This is a genomic window from Amycolatopsis magusensis, from assembly GCF_017875555.1.
In the GTDB taxonomy this organism is placed as follows: domain Bacteria; phylum Actinomycetota; class Actinomycetes; order Mycobacteriales; family Pseudonocardiaceae; genus Amycolatopsis; species Amycolatopsis magusensis.
Genome location: NZ_JAGGMS010000001.1, coordinates 8,369,390 through 8,385,150 on the forward strand (window position 1 = coordinate 8,369,390; position 15,761 = coordinate 8,385,150).

15 protein-coding genes are annotated in these 15,761 nt (G+C 70.8%); 8 read left to right on the forward strand and 7 right to left on the reverse strand.

The genetic code is table 11. From position 1 onward, the window contains the following. Window positions 1–16: 16 nt before the first annotated feature. Window positions 17–865 (reverse strand): sulfurtransferase, encoded by an 849-nt coding sequence (locus JOM49_RS37550; protein ID WP_209668895.1) that lies wholly within the window; start codon window positions 863–865, stop codon window positions 17–19. A gap of 126 nt (window positions 866–991) precedes the next feature. On the opposite strand from JOM49_RS37550, the gene JOM49_RS37555 reads away from it, so the two are divergent. From JOM49_RS37555 to galE, 3 genes are all read left to right on the forward strand, one after another. Continuing rightward, window positions 992–1,687 carry an iron-dependent transcriptional repressor DtxR gene (locus JOM49_RS37555; protein ID WP_209668897.1) on the forward strand — a complete coding sequence of 232 codons (696 nt, stop codon included), beginning with the start codon at window positions 992–994 and terminating at the stop codon, window positions 1,685–1,687. Continuing rightward, window positions 1,684–2,868, forward strand: coding sequence for a galactokinase (gene galK, locus JOM49_RS37560; protein WP_209668899.1), 1,185 nt, complete (start codon window positions 1,684–1,686; stop codon window positions 2,866–2,868). The genes JOM49_RS37555 and galK overlap by 4 nt, the downstream gene beginning before the upstream one ends. A gap of 91 nt (window positions 2,869–2,959) precedes the next feature. After that, window positions 2,960–3,961 (forward strand): UDP-glucose 4-epimerase GalE, encoded by a 1,002-nt coding sequence (gene galE, locus JOM49_RS37565; RefSeq protein WP_209668901.1) that lies wholly within the window; start codon window positions 2,960–2,962, stop codon window positions 3,959–3,961. 335 nt (window positions 3,962–4,296) lie between these two features. On the opposite strand, the gene JOM49_RS37570 is transcribed toward galE, so the two are convergent. From JOM49_RS37570 to JOM49_RS37585, 4 genes are all read right to left on the reverse strand, one after another. After that, window positions 4,297–4,581, reverse strand: a complete 285-nt coding sequence (locus tag JOM49_RS37570; protein WP_209668903.1) for a hypothetical protein — start codon at window positions 4,579–4,581, stop codon at window positions 4,297–4,299. A gap of 243 nt (window positions 4,582–4,824) precedes the next feature. Further along, complete coding sequence (locus JOM49_RS37575) at window positions 4,825–5,895, reverse strand: DUF4192 domain-containing protein (RefSeq protein WP_209668905.1); 1,071 nt, start codon at window positions 5,893–5,895, stop codon at window positions 4,825–4,827. A gap of 183 nt (window positions 5,896–6,078) precedes the next feature. After that, window positions 6,079–6,936 (reverse strand): M23 family metallopeptidase, encoded by an 858-nt coding sequence (locus JOM49_RS37580; protein ID WP_209668906.1) that lies wholly within the window; start codon window positions 6,934–6,936, stop codon window positions 6,079–6,081. A 113-nt stretch (window positions 6,937–7,049) separates the two neighbouring features. After that, entirely contained in the window at window positions 7,050–8,861 is a 1,812-nt protein-coding gene (locus tag JOM49_RS37585) for a Xaa-Pro dipeptidyl-peptidase (protein ID WP_209668908.1), read from the reverse strand. Window positions 8,862–8,996: 135 nt separating this feature from the next. Here JOM49_RS37585 and JOM49_RS37590 point away from each other — a divergent pair, with 135 nt between their 5' ends. From JOM49_RS37590 to JOM49_RS37610, 5 genes are all read left to right on the forward strand, one after another. Beyond that, window positions 8,997–10,571: a DUF4139 domain-containing protein gene (locus JOM49_RS37590; RefSeq protein ID WP_209668910.1), complete on the forward strand. Its 1,575-nt coding sequence runs from the start codon at window positions 8,997–8,999 to the stop codon at window positions 10,569–10,571. A 32-nt stretch (window positions 10,572–10,603) separates the two neighbouring features. Beyond that, window positions 10,604–11,170: an RNA polymerase sigma factor gene (locus tag JOM49_RS37595; protein ID WP_209668912.1), complete on the forward strand. Its 567-nt coding sequence runs from the start codon at window positions 10,604–10,606 to the stop codon at window positions 11,168–11,170. Continuing rightward, complete coding sequence (locus tag JOM49_RS37600; protein ID WP_209668914.1) at window positions 11,163–12,227, forward strand: CU044_5270 family protein; 1,065 nt, start codon at window positions 11,163–11,165, stop codon at window positions 12,225–12,227. The genes JOM49_RS37595 and JOM49_RS37600 overlap by 8 nt, the downstream gene beginning before the upstream one ends. Window positions 12,228–12,290: 63 nt before the next feature. Then, window positions 12,291–13,223, forward strand: a complete 933-nt coding sequence (locus JOM49_RS37605; RefSeq protein WP_209668916.1) for a serine hydrolase — start codon at window positions 12,291–12,293, stop codon at window positions 13,221–13,223. A 15-nt stretch (window positions 13,224–13,238) separates the two neighbouring features. Then, window positions 13,239–14,303 carry a DUF2293 domain-containing protein gene (locus tag JOM49_RS37610; protein ID WP_209668918.1) on the forward strand — a complete coding sequence of 355 codons (1,065 nt, stop codon included), beginning with the start codon at window positions 13,239–13,241 and terminating at the stop codon, window positions 14,301–14,303. Window positions 14,304–14,340: 37 nt separating this feature from the next. Here JOM49_RS37610 and JOM49_RS37615 read toward each other — a convergent pair whose 3' ends face one another. Together JOM49_RS37615 and JOM49_RS37620 are read right to left on the reverse strand one after the other, a co-directional pair. After that, entirely contained in the window at window positions 14,341–14,772 is a 432-nt protein-coding gene (locus JOM49_RS37615; protein ID WP_209668921.1) for a CBS domain-containing protein, read from the reverse strand. Window positions 14,773–14,869: 97 nt separating this feature from the next. Continuing rightward, window positions 14,870–15,748, reverse strand: coding sequence for an alpha/beta fold hydrolase (locus tag JOM49_RS37620; RefSeq protein WP_209668923.1), 879 nt, complete (start codon window positions 15,746–15,748; stop codon window positions 14,870–14,872). Between the last annotated feature and the right edge of the window lie 13 nt (window positions 15,749–15,761).

Consider the following 15,761-nt stretch of genomic DNA (forward strand, 5'->3'; position numbering starts at 1 on the left):
GTGCGTCCGGCGGCGCTCAGCCGGGCTCGTGACCGGTGGCCGCGGGGCGTTCCGGATCACGTGACCAGTGCGACCAGGAGCCGGTGTAGAGCGAGGCGGGCGCCGGGTGCCCGGCGATCTCCAGCGCGAGCACCACCGAGCTGGCGGTCACGCCGGAACCGCAGTACGCGCCGACCGGCGTGGTCGCGTCGACACCCAGCCCGGCGAAGTGACCGGCCAGGTCCGCGGGTGCGCGCCAGTGGCCGTCGGCACCGGCGTGCGCGCTGAACGGCGCGTTGCGCGCGCCCGAGATGTGCCCGGCGCGGGGGTCGATCGGCTCGGTCTCCCCCGCGTACCGCTCCGGAGCGCGAGCGTCGAGCAGCACACCGTCACGAGCCAGCTCGGCGGCCTCGTCGGCGTTGAGCACCGGCATGCCACCGGGCCGCACCTCGATGTTGCCCGGCGCGGGCACCTCCTCCTCGGTGGTGACCGGCCTGCCCTCGGCCTCCCAGGCGGCGAACCCGCCGTCGAGCACCGCGACCTCGGCGTGCCCGGCCCAGCGCAGCAGCCACCACGCCCTCGCCGCCACCGACGAGTCGGCGTCGTCGTAGGCGACCACCAACCGGCCTTCGTCCACGCCGGCCAGGCGCAGCGCCTCCTGCAGCGCGGCGGGCTCCGGCAGCGGGTGCCGCCCGCCCTCTCCCGGCGGTCCGGCGAGCGCGGTGTCGAGGTCGGCGAAGACCGCCGAGGGGATGTGCCCGGCACGGAACGACTCGACCCCGGGAGGCCCGGCGAGGCGCCAGCGGACATCCAATACGGTGGGTCGCGAATCCGGCGGGCCGTCCAGCAGCCCGGCCAGCTCCGCGGTCGTGATCAAGGGGGACATGCGGCCATCTTCCAGCAGGCCGGGCCGCTCGCGCAGCCCGGTCGCCCGAGCGGGGTTTTCCACCTCACCTGCCGTAGTCGCCGGTGAAAGCGACTACCATGAGAGACGCGGACGAAGGGGACAGACGTGAACGAGCTCATCGACACCACAGAGATGTACCTGCGCACGATCTACGAGCTCGAGGAAGAGGGTGTCGTCCCGCTGCGCGCCCGCATCGCCGAGCGTCTCCAGCAGAGCGGCCCCACGGTCAGCCAGACGGTGGCCCGGATGGAGCGCGACGGCCTCGTCATCGTCGCCGACGACCGGCACCTCAAGCTCACCGACCACGGCCGTGAGCTGGCCATCGCGGTCATGCGCAAGCACCGGCTGGCCGAGCGCCTGCTGCTCGACGTGATCGGTCTCGAGTGGGAACACGTGCACAAGGAGGCGTGCCGCTGGGAGCACGTGATGAGCGAGGCGGTCGAGCGCAAGCTGGTCAAGCTGCTCAACAACCCCACCACCTCCCCGTACGGCAACCCCATCCCCGGCCTGGACAAGCTGGGTGCCGGTGACCCGGCCCCCGACGCCGAGTCCGACCTGGTCCGCCTGGACGAGTTCGCCCGCGCCGGCGGCGGCAAGGTGGAGATCCGCCGCATCGCCGAGCACGTCCAGCAGGACGAGACCCTGATGACCGAGCTGAACTCCGTCGGCCTGGTCCCGGGTCAGACGGTCAGCGTGAGCCGGTCCAACGGCATGGGTTCCACGATCGAGATCACCGGCGAGAGCATCAGCGTCCAGGTCGCTCCCTCGGTGCTGCACGCGGTTCTGGCGCAGGCCCGGTGAGCGCGGCAACCGACGCCGCTGCCACCTTCCGCTCGCTCCACGGCAAGGAGCCCTTCGGGGTCTTCTCGGCCCCCGGCCGGGTGAACCTGATCGGTGAGCACACCGACTACAACGACGGTTTCGTGCTGCCGTTCGCCCTGCCGCACCGGCTCGCCGCCGCCGTCGCGCCCCGGGACGACCAGCGGCTCACCGTCGCGACCCTCGGCTCGGACGGGCGCGTGCAGCAGGCGGACCCGATGGACATCGCCATGCTGGAGCCAGGGCAGCTCGAAGGCTGGGCCGCCTATCCGGCCGGTGTCGCCTGGGTCCTGCGTTCGCAGGGCCACGACCGGGGCGCCGACATCGTGCTGGCCGGCGACGTGCCCACCGGTGCCGGGCTGTCCTCCTCCGCGGCGCTGGAATGCGCCGTGGCACTCGCCCTGCTCGGCGCGGCCGGTGAACCCGACCCCGACGAGAGCCGCCGCACCGAGATCGCCCGGCTCGCCCAGCGCGCCGAGAACGAGTTCGTCGGCGTGCCCACCGGCGTGCTCGACCAGACCGCCTCGATGCGCTGCGTCGACGGCTGCGCCCTGTTCCTGGACGTCCGCTCCGGCGAGATCGAGCAGGTGCCCTTCGACGCCGAAGCCGCCGGGCTGCGGGTGCTGGTGATCGACACCCGCGCCAAGCACACGCTCGCCGAGTCCGGCTACGGCGACCGCCGCCGCGGCACCGAGCGCGCCGCCGACCTGCTCGGTCTCAAGGCCCTGCGCGACATCGAGCTCGACGGCCTCGACCACGCGACGGCCCGGCTGCCGGAGGAACTGCGGCCGCTGGTCCGCCACGTGGTCACCGAGAACCAGCGCGTGCTGGACGTGGTCGCCCTGCTCAAGGCGGGTCGCCTGGCAGACATCGGCCCTTCGCTCGACGCCTCCCACGTGAGCATGCGCGACGACTACCGGATCTCGTGCCGCGAGCTCGACGTCGCCGTCGAAGCGGCCCGCGCGGCGGGCGCACTGGGTGCCCGCATGACCGGCGGCGGATTCGGCGGCTCGGCGATCGCCCTGGTGCCCGCGGACGACCTGGCGAAGGTCGAGGCGAACGTGAAGGCCGAGTTCGAGCGCGCGGAGCTGAAGGCACCCCGCACGTTCGTCGCCGTGCCCTCACCCGGCGCCCGCCAGGACCCACCCGGTACCTGGGGGTAAGGCAACCCCGCCCGCGCTGGGACGTCGGTCAGGGTGGAGACTTTTCGCCACCTGATTCCCTAGCCGCCGTACTGGAAGGGCCACCGAGCAGATGCCTACCGACAACCCGAACACGCCACTGAAGCTGGTCGTCACCGGCGGCGCCGGTTACGTGGGCAGCGTCTGCACCCAGCGGCTGCTCGAGGCAGGCCACCAGGTCGTGGTGGTGGACGACCTGTCCACCGGCCACGCCGACGCGGTCCCGGACGGCGCCCGCTTCATCGAGGGCGACGCCGCGGACACCCTGCGCACCCTGCTTGCCGAAGGCTTCGACGGCGTGCTGCACTTCGCCGCGAAGTCACTGGTGGGCGAGTCCATGCAGGACCCGGCCCGCTACTGGCACGGCAACGTGGTCACCTCCCTGAAGTTGCTGGACGCCATGCGCGAGCACGGCACCCCCCGGCTGGTTTTCTCCTCCACCGCGGCCACCTACGGCGAGCCGGAGGTGTCGCCGATCGCGGAGACCGCCCCCACCCAGCCGACGAACACCTACGGCGCCACCAAGCTGGCCGTGGACAACGCGATCACCACCTACGCGCGGGCCCACGGCCTGGCCGCGGTGAGCCTGCGTTACTTCAACGTGGCCGGTGCCTACGGCAGCATCGGCGAGCGGCACAGCACCGAGACCCACCTGATCCCGCTGGTGCTGCAGGTGGTCACCGGCGACCGCGAGCGCATCCAGATCTACGGCGAGGACTACCCCACCGAAGACGGCACCGCCGTGCGCGACTACATCCACGTCGCCGACCTCGCCGACGCCCACCTCCTCGCCCTGCGCCACGCCACCGCCGGCGAGCACCGCATCTACAACCTCGGCAACGGCACCGGCTTCTCCGTGCGACAGGTGATCGAGGCCTGCCGCGAGGTGACCGGCCACCCGGTGCCCGCCGTGGTCGCCCCACGCCGCGCCGGTGACCCCGCCGTCCTGGTCGCCGCCAGCGACCGGGCCCGCGCCGAGCTGGGCTGGCAGCCGCAGCGCGCCGACCTGACCGGCATCGTCGCCGACGCCTGGCGCTTCACCCAGGAACGCCGGGGCGCCGCGAACCCCGCCTGAGCACGGGACCGGTGCCATCGCGACCGCGGTGGCACCGGGTTCAACCCACCGCCGAGCCGGCGCGGCTTTGTCCTTTGTGGACCATTCGGCCCCCATCGACGGCAGCAGCGCCGGCACCGTCGTGGTCACCAGGTAGACCGCACCACAGGCGAGCAGTGCGGGCGATGAGCATCCCGCCCAGCAGGCCACCGAACGGCACCCCGGCCCAGGCGACGGCCACGACGAGCGTGCGCACCCGCCCGTACATGCTCTCGGGCACCCGTCACCTCCAGGCGCCAACGGCAGGAACCGCCCGGACAACACCGCACATCCGCTCAGCACCCCGAGCAGTCAGATCACTGCGGGCCCACACCAGCAACAAACCGCCATCCAGGCAGCGTCGAGCAGATTGGTGATCGCGACCATCCCGGCGATCGAGCGCAACAGCCGATCACGGCGGAGAAGCCCATCCCGGCCCGAAGCCAGCTCACGTAACTGTCATCTGCCTCCGTTTCATCAAGTTTGTGCGGTGCCTTCCGACCGGTGACGGCCACCAGGACGGCACCGAAGCGGGTCGCGGCCGGGATGAACACCGCCTTCGCCGCATCCGACGGCCCTCGGCAGACGCCGACCACGGCCACCAGCGGCACCCGCCCGCGTGGCGCTCCCGGTCGTGGTCAACACGAACCAGGGCAACGCGATCGCCGACAACCGTGTCCCGGTCCAGGCCACCGCCTGCGCCGAGAGAACGCCGACGAGCGCCCGGTCACGCCTGCTCACCGGTGAGCAGGAGCACCACGCGCGGCCACTGTGCGTCCTCGGATCCAGGCTCAGGCCGAACCTACAACGCGTAGGCTCGCTCGCGGTCCGGTTTTCCGCGGTGGTCAGGACATTCGGGGCTCCTTCGGGTCGTCCGGCAGGTCGAGGTCGAGAGCCGGATCCGCTCGGCCCAGGTCGGCGAGGCGCTCCGGTGGCAACATGGCGTCGATCGCCCGGGAGAGCAGGCCGGCCATCAGGTAACCGGGGTCGGCGGACAACGCGTTGTCGATGGCCATACCGGCGAAGGTCCCATCGCCACGCAGGTAGACGCTGAACGCGAGCAGGGTGCCGAACTGCGCGCGTTCCGGCGGCGGGCATTCGCGGACGAGCGTCAGCCACAGCCGCTCGGCCGCCTCCGCGGTGTTGCTCCGCGGTGGCACGGCCAGCGCGAGGCAGGCATCTCGCACTTCCGTGTGATGCAAAGCGAAAACCAGCTGGAGAACGTCCTCATCGGACAGTTTGAGGTCGCCGCGGTGGGTGCGGCGGATCGCCTCCCGCACCACGGTGAAGCCCTGCTCCACGCTCAACGCGGACGACTCCGGCCCGGCTTTGTCGGCCGCCTCGTCGAACAGGCGCGACCGGCGCTCGACCGCCGCCGGATCGGCCGCGTTAAGCCTGGCCGCACTGGCTTCCCGGCTGCTGTAGGTGACCAGTCCGGCCCGGGCCGCCACAGCCGCGACCCTGCCGCCCTCGAGATCGGGTAATACACCACGGCAATCGACATCCCGATAACACCGCCAGGGTGCACCGGTACGCATTTCCTGCGTCCACAGGCAATGCACCTCCTCGGCGCCGGCCGCGGCGAACGTCGCGCGCAACGCTTCGACGAATTCCGGGGAGGCCAATTCGGTACCACCGCCGATGACGACCACGGTGGCGCCCGCGTGACCGCGGACGAGCGGACCGAATCGTCCCGCGGCGAGCAGGGCGAATTCGGGCGGGGGCAGGTCACATCTGACCATTTGCTCGATCATTCCTGCCTCTCCGCCCTTGTCGCGCTTGTGCACGATGAGCACCGCGGAGTCCGCCGGGCGGAAGCCGAGCAACGGGGCGATGGCCGCGATCAGCTCACCGGGGTCTTCCCCGAGGCTGAGGCGGATGTCGTTCTGGGCTGCGGGTTTGGTGGAAGTGGCCATGGGTCCACTGTGCGCCTCCCGCCGGTGCCGTGGGACGGGAGCGGGCGATCTGTGGACAGGTGGCGTCGTTGTGGACAACTCGGCCACGCCGTTCGCCATCCGGCGCCGGCCGTATTACTGTGAGTGGGGCACCGGCCGCGATGGACGCGGACGATGCCCCACTCGTGAATCTGCTCGAGAACGTCAGCCGCAGTGTTCGAAAGGGCTCGTGTAGCTGGCCGAACCGACCGAGCCACCCCATTTGACGCAGGTTTTCTCAGCGGCCTTCTTCACCGGGCCCGCGTAGTAGGTGAAGTTGCCCGAATCGGTCACCCTTGCCGAGCCTTCGACTTCGAGGAACGCCGAGGTGGCCGAGGCCGTGCCGAGCGAAACCGATTTCAGCGTAGCCACGCAGTTGTTCGCATTGCCCGCGTTGTAAAGGAGATACGCCGTGCCCGAGGTGCCCAGATTGGCGGAGTCGACCACGTCGAAGCCCGTGCCGCAGACCTGCTCGGGGGTGTACGGGTTGTTCCCGCCGCCACCGCAGTTGTTCTTGCTGGTGAAGTTCGTGTGGCCGTAGTACGGCACCGCGACGCCGTTCAGCTTCGCCTTCTGCGCCACCCCGTTCAGCCGCTGTTCGAAGTGCAGGTGCGGGCCGGTCACGCCGCCGGTCGCGCCCGCCTTGCCGATCTGCTTGCCCAGCGCCACCTGCTGGCCGACCGACACCTCCTGGGAGGAAAGATGCGCGTACCGGGTACGCCAGCCGCTTCCGTGATCGATCTCGATCCACCGGCCGTAACTGGTGGATCCCGTGTTGCCGACCACGGTCACCTTGCCCGCCGCCGAGGCGACCACCGGCATGCCGGTGATACCGGACTTCTGGAAGTCGACCGAGTTCGCCGGGCTGTGCCCGCTGAACGTGGCCGCGGTGACGGTGACGCCGCACTTGAACGGCACCTGGAAGTTGGGCGCCGCCGAGGCGGTGCCCTGCGCCGCCACCAGTCCCAGCGCCGGCAACGCGATCGTGGCGGTCACCGCCGCGAGCCGTCTCCACACTGACATCGATACCTCCGGGGTACGGGGATGTGTCGGCGATCAGCCAAGCGATCGCGCGTACACGTTCCGTACAAAACGGGCCGCTCCGCAGCGGAACGGCCCGTTTTGCAGGGAAACCCCTAGAAGGCCGCGCGCAGTGCCTGCTTGCCGCCCTGCACCGGCAGCGTGATCGAGGTCTTGGTCAGGTCGATCGCCACCCCGGCGCCCGGCTTCGGGCGCAACGTGAAGTCGTGGTCACTGGACAGCAGCACGAACTCGAGCTTGTGCCCGGTGGCGAGCACGTAGTCGTCCGGCTGCAGCTCGAAGGACAACTGGTACGACTTGCCCGGTTCGATCGGCTGGGTGGTCGCCGGGTCGGTCCGGTTCTGCGGATCGGTCCAGCCACGGGTGATCACCTTGGACTTGCCGTCGGGTGCCCGGTCGAGCAGCACGCCGGTCACGTTGGCCGCGGGACGGTCGAACGACACGCTGAGGTTCACCTCGGCCGTGCCACTCAAGCGCACCGGCTGCCGCGCCCCGGTGGTCGAGTAGGCCAGCCGGTTGCCCGAGCTGGGCAGGTCGGCGAGCTGCTCGACGGTCCTGGTGGCGTCGTCGGCGAGCCGCTCGACCTGCGAACGGCCGGGCAGCGAGTGCCGCACGTCGAGCTTGCCGCGGGCGCTGCCGCCCGGCCACGGGTGGATCGTCGCGTCGGAGGTGCCGGGCGCCGGCCACTCCGCCTCGTCGCTCCAGGAGCCGTTCTCACGCTGGACGGTCGACTTCGGCTCCCGCTCGATGCCGTTGTCCAGGTCGTACAGGTAGTGGGAGACCCACTTGTTCAGCGTCGCCAGCCATTCGTCCTTGCGAAGGGAATAGGGGTCCGCGTGTCCGGACTGGTGCCACCAGATCTTGTGCTCGACGCCGTGTGCCTTGAGCGCCTCGTACCACTTGCTCACCTGGCTGGTGGTCACGTTCCAGTCGTTGAGGCCGTGCACCGCCAGCACCGACGCGCGCACCTTGCCCACGTCGTTGAGGTAGTTCCGCTCGTCCCAGAACTGGCTGTAGTCGCCGGTGACGCGATCCTGCTCGGCGGCCACTTCGTCGAGCACCGGGCGGCACACCTCGCGGTCGGCGCGCGTGTGCACGTACTCGGCGAGCACGTCGGCGTCCTCACCCTGGTAGCCGCCGGGCGCCACCACGGCGCCGTCCTCGCGGTAGTAGTCGTACCAGCTGGAGATCGCCGCGATCGGGATGATCGTCTCGAGGCCCTCGACGCCGGTGCTGGCCACCGCGTTCGGCAGGGTGCCGTTGTAGGACACGCCCATCATCGCCGTCTTCCCGGTGGTCCAGTCCGCCTTCGCGGCGGTACCGGCGGCGTCGCGCGCGGAAGTCCGGTCGTTCAGCCAGTCGACCACGGACCGGGCGCCGATGGTCTCGTTCTCGCCGCCGGTGGTCGGGCAGCCGGTGGACTGGCCGCTGCCGAGAGATTCGCCGTACACCACGGCGAATCCGCGCGAGGTGAAGTAGGACTCGTAGCGCCAGGTGATCGGCGCCGCGTAGGGGCCGACGTCACTGGTGCGGCCACGGGGACCGGCGGCGGGCGCCGCCTGGCCCGGCACGTACAGCTCGACGTCGACGTTGTGGTTGGCCACGTCGTTGCCGCCGGCGTAGTACGGGCTGGCCTGGTAGATCACCGGCACCTTGAGCCCGTTCTGCGTGGCCTTCGGCCGGACCACCTCGACGTGCACTTCGTCGTTCTTGCCGTCCCGGTCGCTGTCGACCGGCGCGGTCACCCAGACGTTGTCGCGGACGATGTCGGCCGGGTCGAACACCGGCTGCGCCTGTCCGTTCTCGAAGACCGGCCCGGTGGGCGGAGCGGCCTGGGCGGCTACCGGCGCTACCAGCGCCATCGGCAGCAGGCCGACGAGCACAGCGGCAAGGCGTGCGGATCTCACACGGACCCCCTGTGAAGGTGTGGTGAAAGGACTGCGATGACACTTGCTCCGGCTGACAGGGGTGTCAACCCCTTCCCAGCGTTAACCGACGAAAGACGGCACGGCACCTGGGCGATTGGACTAGCGTCGGGTTTCATGCCGACCCCCGTGCGCGCCCCGATCGTCGCCGTCACCGTGTACCCCCAGCACGCCAGGATCGTCCGCCGGGCACGGGCCGAACTGGGCGGTGACGGCCGGTTCGCCGTCGGCGGGCTGCCCCGCGGCCTGCTGCCGGACTCCGTGCGCGCCTCGGGCACCGGGCCCGCGTCGATCGTCGGGGTGGACGTGCGGCCGCAGTACCTCGCGCGGCCGACGGAACGGGAGCTGGACGAACTGCTCGAACGCCGTCGCGTGGCCAGGCGGAAACTGGACGAGGTGGCCGATGCCGAGGCCGTGGAGACCGGGCGGGCGGACCTGTTGAACACCTTGGCGCAGCGCTCCGGCCGTGCCTTCGCCGACGCGCTCGCCGCCGGCACGGCACAGCCGTCGCGGGTGGCCGAAATCGGTGACGCGCTCGCGGCGCAACTGTCCGATGTGCTGGCCAGCCGTCGTGAACTGGCGGATCGGCATGCGCGGCTGGCGGCGGAACTGGACGCGGTCGATCGGGAAGTCTCGCTGCGGCAGGCCGCGCAGGCGCCCGATCGCACCGAGGTGGTGATCGAGCTCGAACCGGCCGAAGGCGCCGGAACCGCCGAGGTCGAGCTGGAACTGTCCTATGTGGTCACTGACGCTCGCTGGGAGTCCGGGTACGACATCCGGCTCGACGAGGACCAGGTGAAGCTGACCTGGTACGGCCTGGTCACGCAGCAGACCGGGGAGGACTGGCCGGAATGCGAGCTGACGTTGTCGACCGCACGTCCGGCGGCCACCGTGCACGTGCCGGAACCGGAGCCCTGGTACCTCGACCGCGCGAGGCCAACGGCACTGCTCCGGGGCAATGCCGCCGCCGGTGGTCACGGTGGCGGGTACGGCGGTGCGATGCCGGAGATGGCCGCCGCCGCACCGGCCGCGGCGCCGCCGATGGCGGACCTGACGGCTCAGGTCGAGCAGGGCGCCGCCGCGGCGTCCTATCGGCCCGCGCGGCCGGTCGGGGTGCCGTCGGATGGCGGTGCTCATCGCACGACGATCACGACGCTGGGTCTTGAGGCGGAGTTGAGCTACGTGACCGCGCCGGTGCTGGCGGAAGAGGCGTACCTGCGCGCGACGGTGATCAACGGCGGCGAGCACACACTGCGGCCGGGCAAGGCGTCGGTGTTCCACGACAACGAGTTCGTCGGCACCACCCGGCTGGACAACTGGGCACCGGGCGAAGAGGTCGAACTGGCGCTCGGCGTGGACGACCGAATCCGGGTGAAACGTGAGCTGCGGCGGCGCAGCGCGACGAAGACGGCGCTGACCGGAACCCGGCGGCGCGAGCTGGAGTACCGGATCACGGTGACCAACCACGGGCCGCGGACCGTGCCGATCACCGTGCTGGACCAGGCGCCGGTCTCCCGTGACGAGGCGATCGTGGTGCGTGACGTCCGCACCTCGCCCGAGCCCGAGGAGCTGAGTTCGCTCGGCGAGGTGACCTGGCGGTTCGACCTGGCGCCCGCTGCCTCGGCCGAGGCGGCTCTGTCGTTCCGGGTGGATGTTTCGAAGGGTGTGGAGCTGCGCGGCTGGCGCGAGTGAAACGCGGCGGGCGGCCGCGACCAAGAACCGGTGTGCACAATCTGACCGGCACGATGCCGCCGCTCGCCGAGTTGTACGCCGGCCACGCCCGGCAACTGCACCACTACCTCGCTCGCCGGGTCGGCACGCAGATCGCGGACGACCTGGTGGCCGAAGCCTTCCTCGTCTTCTGGGAGAAGCGCGGCGACTACGACCCGAGCCGGGCGTCCGCCAAATCCTGGCTGTACGGGATCGCCACCAATCTGCTGCGGAACCACGTGCGCACCGAGGAACGCCGGCTGCGGGCGTGGACCAAGCACGGAGCCCGGTCCGTTCCCCTCGACGACGTGGGATCGCGAGCCGTCGAAACCGTGGACGCGCAGGTGCTGGCGGATCAACTGGCCGACGAGGTGGCCGCGTTGCGACCTGAGGAGCGGGATGTCCTGCTGCTCACCGCGTGGGCGGACCTCAGCCCGACGGAGATCGCCGAGGCGACCGGGGTGGCGGTGGCGACCGTGCGCGTCCGGTTGTTCCGGGCGCGGAGCCGGTTGCGGGAAAGCGCGCGGTCGTACCGGTCGGAAGCGCACACCTCTCACCAGGAAGGGGACGGAAATGCGTGACGACGAGCTTGTCGACAAAGCGCTTCGGGAGATCCGGCGGGACACCCCGGCGATGAGCGAGGAAGCCTACCGAGCGGGCTACGCGAAGGTGCTCGCGCTGACCACGGACGCCACAGCGGGAACGGCGGAAGTGGTTCCCCCGCAACGGCAACTGCAACGGCGGCGGCCGTCGAAGAAGTGGTGGGTGCCGGTGGCGGCGAGCGTGCTGCTGGCCGCCGGGGTGGTGACGCCGGTGCTGTGGCAGGACAGCGGATCTCCTACGACTTCCGTCGCGGCGGGCGGCGTCCTCGAACGCGCGGCGCTCGCCGCCGAGCAGGAACCACCGCTGGCACCGGGCACCTTCGAGTACGTCCGGACGACGACAACCCGGGACGCCTCGCTATCCCCGGCTCCCGACAGCGGCCTGAAGCCCTGCGACTACGACGAAATCATCGTGGAGGAGATCTGGCGGCCCGGCGACCCGGCGAGCACCTGGCTCCGGAAGCGGAACGTACTGCCGAGGAAGTGGACGGGCTGCACCGAAGTGGAAGGCCGTGCGGTGGAAGCCTCACTGCCGCCCGAAGCCTCCGTTTTCCCGGAAGTCGAGCAACGAGCCACTTGGGGCCGGTTCCCGCCCCGGCCGGACGACCAAAACACCGACGAGATGACGAGGTCGAAGACACTTGCCCAGTTGTGGGTCTACAAACCGGATGAGCTGCTGACCGAGATCCACCGGACCCTGCAATCGGTTCACGGAACGGACACGAAGCGTGCCTTCGACATCGCGGTCACCCTGACCCGGCTGGCCCAGACGCCGCCGAAGGAACGGGCGGCGGCGTTCCGGGTCATCACCATGCTGCCCGGGGTGGACTTCACCGAAGGCGTCGCGAACAGCGAGGGTCGGCCGGGCACCGCGGTCTCGGTGACCGGGGACTCGTCCAGGCAGGAACTGCTCATCGATCCGGAGAGCGGGGAGGTCCTCGGCTACCGCACGACCCAGCTGTCGCCCGGCGACACCTCGATGGTCGCCATTTCGTCGGAAACCGCCGTGGTGAGCGGCGAAGGCGTGCGTCCCTAACGACAGGCAACTGACAGCAACTGGTAACCGCAGTAAAACATCCGATCGGGTTATATCGAAGGTATGCGATCCCGGTCAGTGGCTTTCGGGCTGGTCGTCACCCTCGCGGTGGCGGGCGGGCTGGTCTCGCTGGCCGTGGTCACCGAGTCGGACGGGGTCGCGAAGCACGAGGTGGCGATGGCGTCGCCGTCGTCCGAGCAGTTGCCGGAAGCCCTGTCGATGCCGTCGCCCAGCGCGCCGGCGCCGGAGGTGCCGCTGACCGAGGAGGAGCAGGCCGAACTGGCGTCGGCCGTGGTCGCGGCGGTGGAAGCCGCCGCGCCCGGGACCGATCTCGGGCTGGCGGTGTACGACCGCGTGGCCCGTTCGGCGGTGGCCATCGAGAACGCCGACACGCAGTTCTACTCGGCCTCGGTGGTCAAACTGCTGATCGCGATCGACCTCCTGCACGACGCCGGGTGGATCGCGGACGACCGCGCCAAGGAGAACCTGGCGCAACTGCTCGGCGCGAGCAACGACGGCGTGGCCGACGCGCTCTGGGCGGCCGGTGGCCGTCGCGACATCGTGCGCCAGGCTAGCGCGTTGATCGGACTGGTGAGCACCACTCCCCCGAACGTCTCGGACGAGTGGGAGATGACGCGGATCAGCGCGCGGGACGTGGTCACCACCTACGAGTACATCCACCACCAGCTCCCGGAGACCGCGCGTGACGTGCTGCTGGCCGCGCTCACCGGCCCGGACGAGCGGGCGGCCGACGGGTTCGACCAGTTCTTCGGCATCCCGGCGGCGCTGCCCGGCACGAACTGGGGTGTCAAGCAGGGCTGGATGCGGGCGGCGGGGCACGTCGTGCTGCACACCACCGGCGTGGTCGGCGATCGCTACTCGGTCGCGCTGCTGACCCATCAGCCGTCGCGGCTGAGCTACGACTCGGCTTCGCAGGCCCTCACCGCGGGCATCGCCGCACTGGCGCCGGTGTTGTCGGGCGCGGAGAAGGGGTAAGTAAGCTCGCTCTCCGTGGTCACGCCAGAGCCGCCCAAGATCCAGCGCCGGGTGATCTCGGCCGCCGACATCGCGTTGAAGACGAAGAACCAGGTCGTGCCGCTCGAGGTGCTCAACGCGCTCGGCTGGCTGCCGTCGGCGCGGGTCGACGAATGGCGGCGTGGTCAGGCCGAGCACCTCGGCGGCAGCATCGCCGTCGACACCGCGAAAGTTCGTACGGCGCTGGACTACCTGCGCGCGTGGGCAGCCGAACGTGGGCTGCGGGCCACCGAAGCGAGCTACCTCGCCGCCACGCGCGACCGCCGTCCGCTGCGGTTCACCGCGGACGGCGACGAAACCCTCGAACAGCTCTTCCGCACGCACTGGGTTTCCGCGGACCTGTCCGAGAAGCGGCTCGAACGGTTGAAGGAACGGCAGAGCAAGGCGCCGGACCTCGTGGTCGTGCGCGCGGCGAAGGCGTGGGTGTGCGCTGGTTGCGGCGTCCGGGGTGAGGTCGGCGACTTCGTGTACGAAGAGGACAAGACCTCGCTCTGCCTGGCGTGCGCCGACTTCGACCACCTGCACTTCCTGGCCTCGGGCAACGCGGCGCTGTCACGGCGGGCGAAGACCGAGAGCAAGTTGTCCGCGGTGGTGGTGGAATTCAACCGGCGGCGCAAGCGGTACCAGCGCGTCGGCACGCTCGTCGAGGAGGACGCGCTCGAACGGGCCGAGCAGCGCTGCCTCGCCGACGAGGACGTGCGCGCCCGCCGCCGCGAACGCGATGCCGAACGCCGCGTGCACGCGGACGTGGAGTTCCAAGCCGAGTTGGCGGCGGCCATCCGGCTGGCTTTCCCGCACTGCCCCGCGGAACGGGCGCAGACCATCGCGGAACACGCGGGCGTCCGCGGCAGCGGCCGGGTGGGGCGGTCGGCCGCCGGACGAGCGCTCGACGAAGACGCCGTGCGGGCCGCCGTGGTCGCCTCGATCCGCCACCTGGACACCGACTACGACGACCTGCTCATGTCCGGCGTCCCCCGGGCCGATGCCCGCGAACGCATCCGGCCGGCGATCGACCGCGTACTGGCCCGGTGGCGCGGTTGATCGCGACACCGTGAGTCCTTTGAGGTGCGTCCTGCGGTCAGCCTTGGGCGATGTAGGCCTGTAGCTGGTCGTGGCGTTCTTCGAGTTCGTTGAGGCGGGTCTTCACCACGTCGCCGATGCTGACGATGCCGGCCAGCCGTCCGTCGACGACCACGGGGACGTGCCGGATGCGGCGTTCGGTCATCACGACGCTCAGGTGGTCCACCGAATCCTCCGGCGTGCAGGTGGCCACCAGGGTGGTCATGATCTCCGACACCGGGCGGCCCAGCAGTTCCGGGCCGCGATCGTGCAGGCGGCGCACCACGTCGCGTTCGGACACGATGCCCACGACGGCTTCGTCCGCGCCGAGCACGACCATCGCGCCGACGTTGTGTTCGGCGAGCCCGGCCAGCAGCTCGGTCACACTGGCGTCCGGCGCCACCGTGGCCACCAGCGTTCCCTTGCTCCGCAACACGTCGGCAATCCGCATGTCCGCTCCCTTCGCTGGTGACCCGGCTCACCCCAGGTTAGGGCCAGCGGGCCGGGTACGAAAGTCGCGAACCGGACACCACCGGGGTGGACGCGTCTCAGCGGAGCAGCCCACGCACCGCGGCGACCACCTCCTCCGGCCGTTCTTCGGGCAGGAAGTGCCCGCACGCCAACGCTTTCGTCGTCGCGCCCGGCGCCCACGACCGCCACACGACCGCCGGATCGAACGGCAGCGGCGTCTCACCAGGGTCCTGCCACATCGCCAGCACGGGCACGTCCAGCGTTCGGCCGAGCGCTTTGTCCTCCTTGTCGTGTTCCAGGTCGAAGAACACCCCGGCGCGGTAGTCCTGGCAGATCGCGTGGACCACCGACGGGCTCTTCAGCGCCTGGAGGTACTCCGCCCGGACGGCGTCGGGCAGCGCGCCGGGCACCTTGGTCCACGAATCCAGGAAGTGCCCGAAGAACGCCGCCGGGTCAGCGCCGATCACCCGCTCCGGCAACGGTTCCGGGTGCGCCAGGAAGTACAAGTGGAAGGCGAACACCCCGCTCGGCCCGGCCAGCGCGGCGAAGATGTCCACCGCGGGCAGCACGTCGAGCACCGCCAGGTGCGTCACCCGCTCGGCGTGGTCCAGTGCCAGCCGGAAGGCGACCAGCCCGCCGCGATCGTGCCCGGCGACGGCGAACCGCTGGTGGCCCAGTGTGCTCATCAGTTCGGCGAACGTGGCCGCCATCGCCCGTTTCGAGTAGTGCTCGACGCCCTCCCCCGGCTCTCCGCTGTCGCCGTACCCGGGCAGGTCCGGGCAGACGACGGTGTACGCCTCGGCGAGCGCGGGCGCGACCGAGCGCCAGGTGAGGTGCGTCTGCGGAAACCCGTGCAGCAGCAGGAGCGGCGGGCCCTTGCCGCCGATCGCGAAGTGCAGTTCGGTGCCGTCGACGGAGACGCGGCGGGTGGTGAAGCCGGGGATGCGGGTGGTCATGGGACCAAGGTGG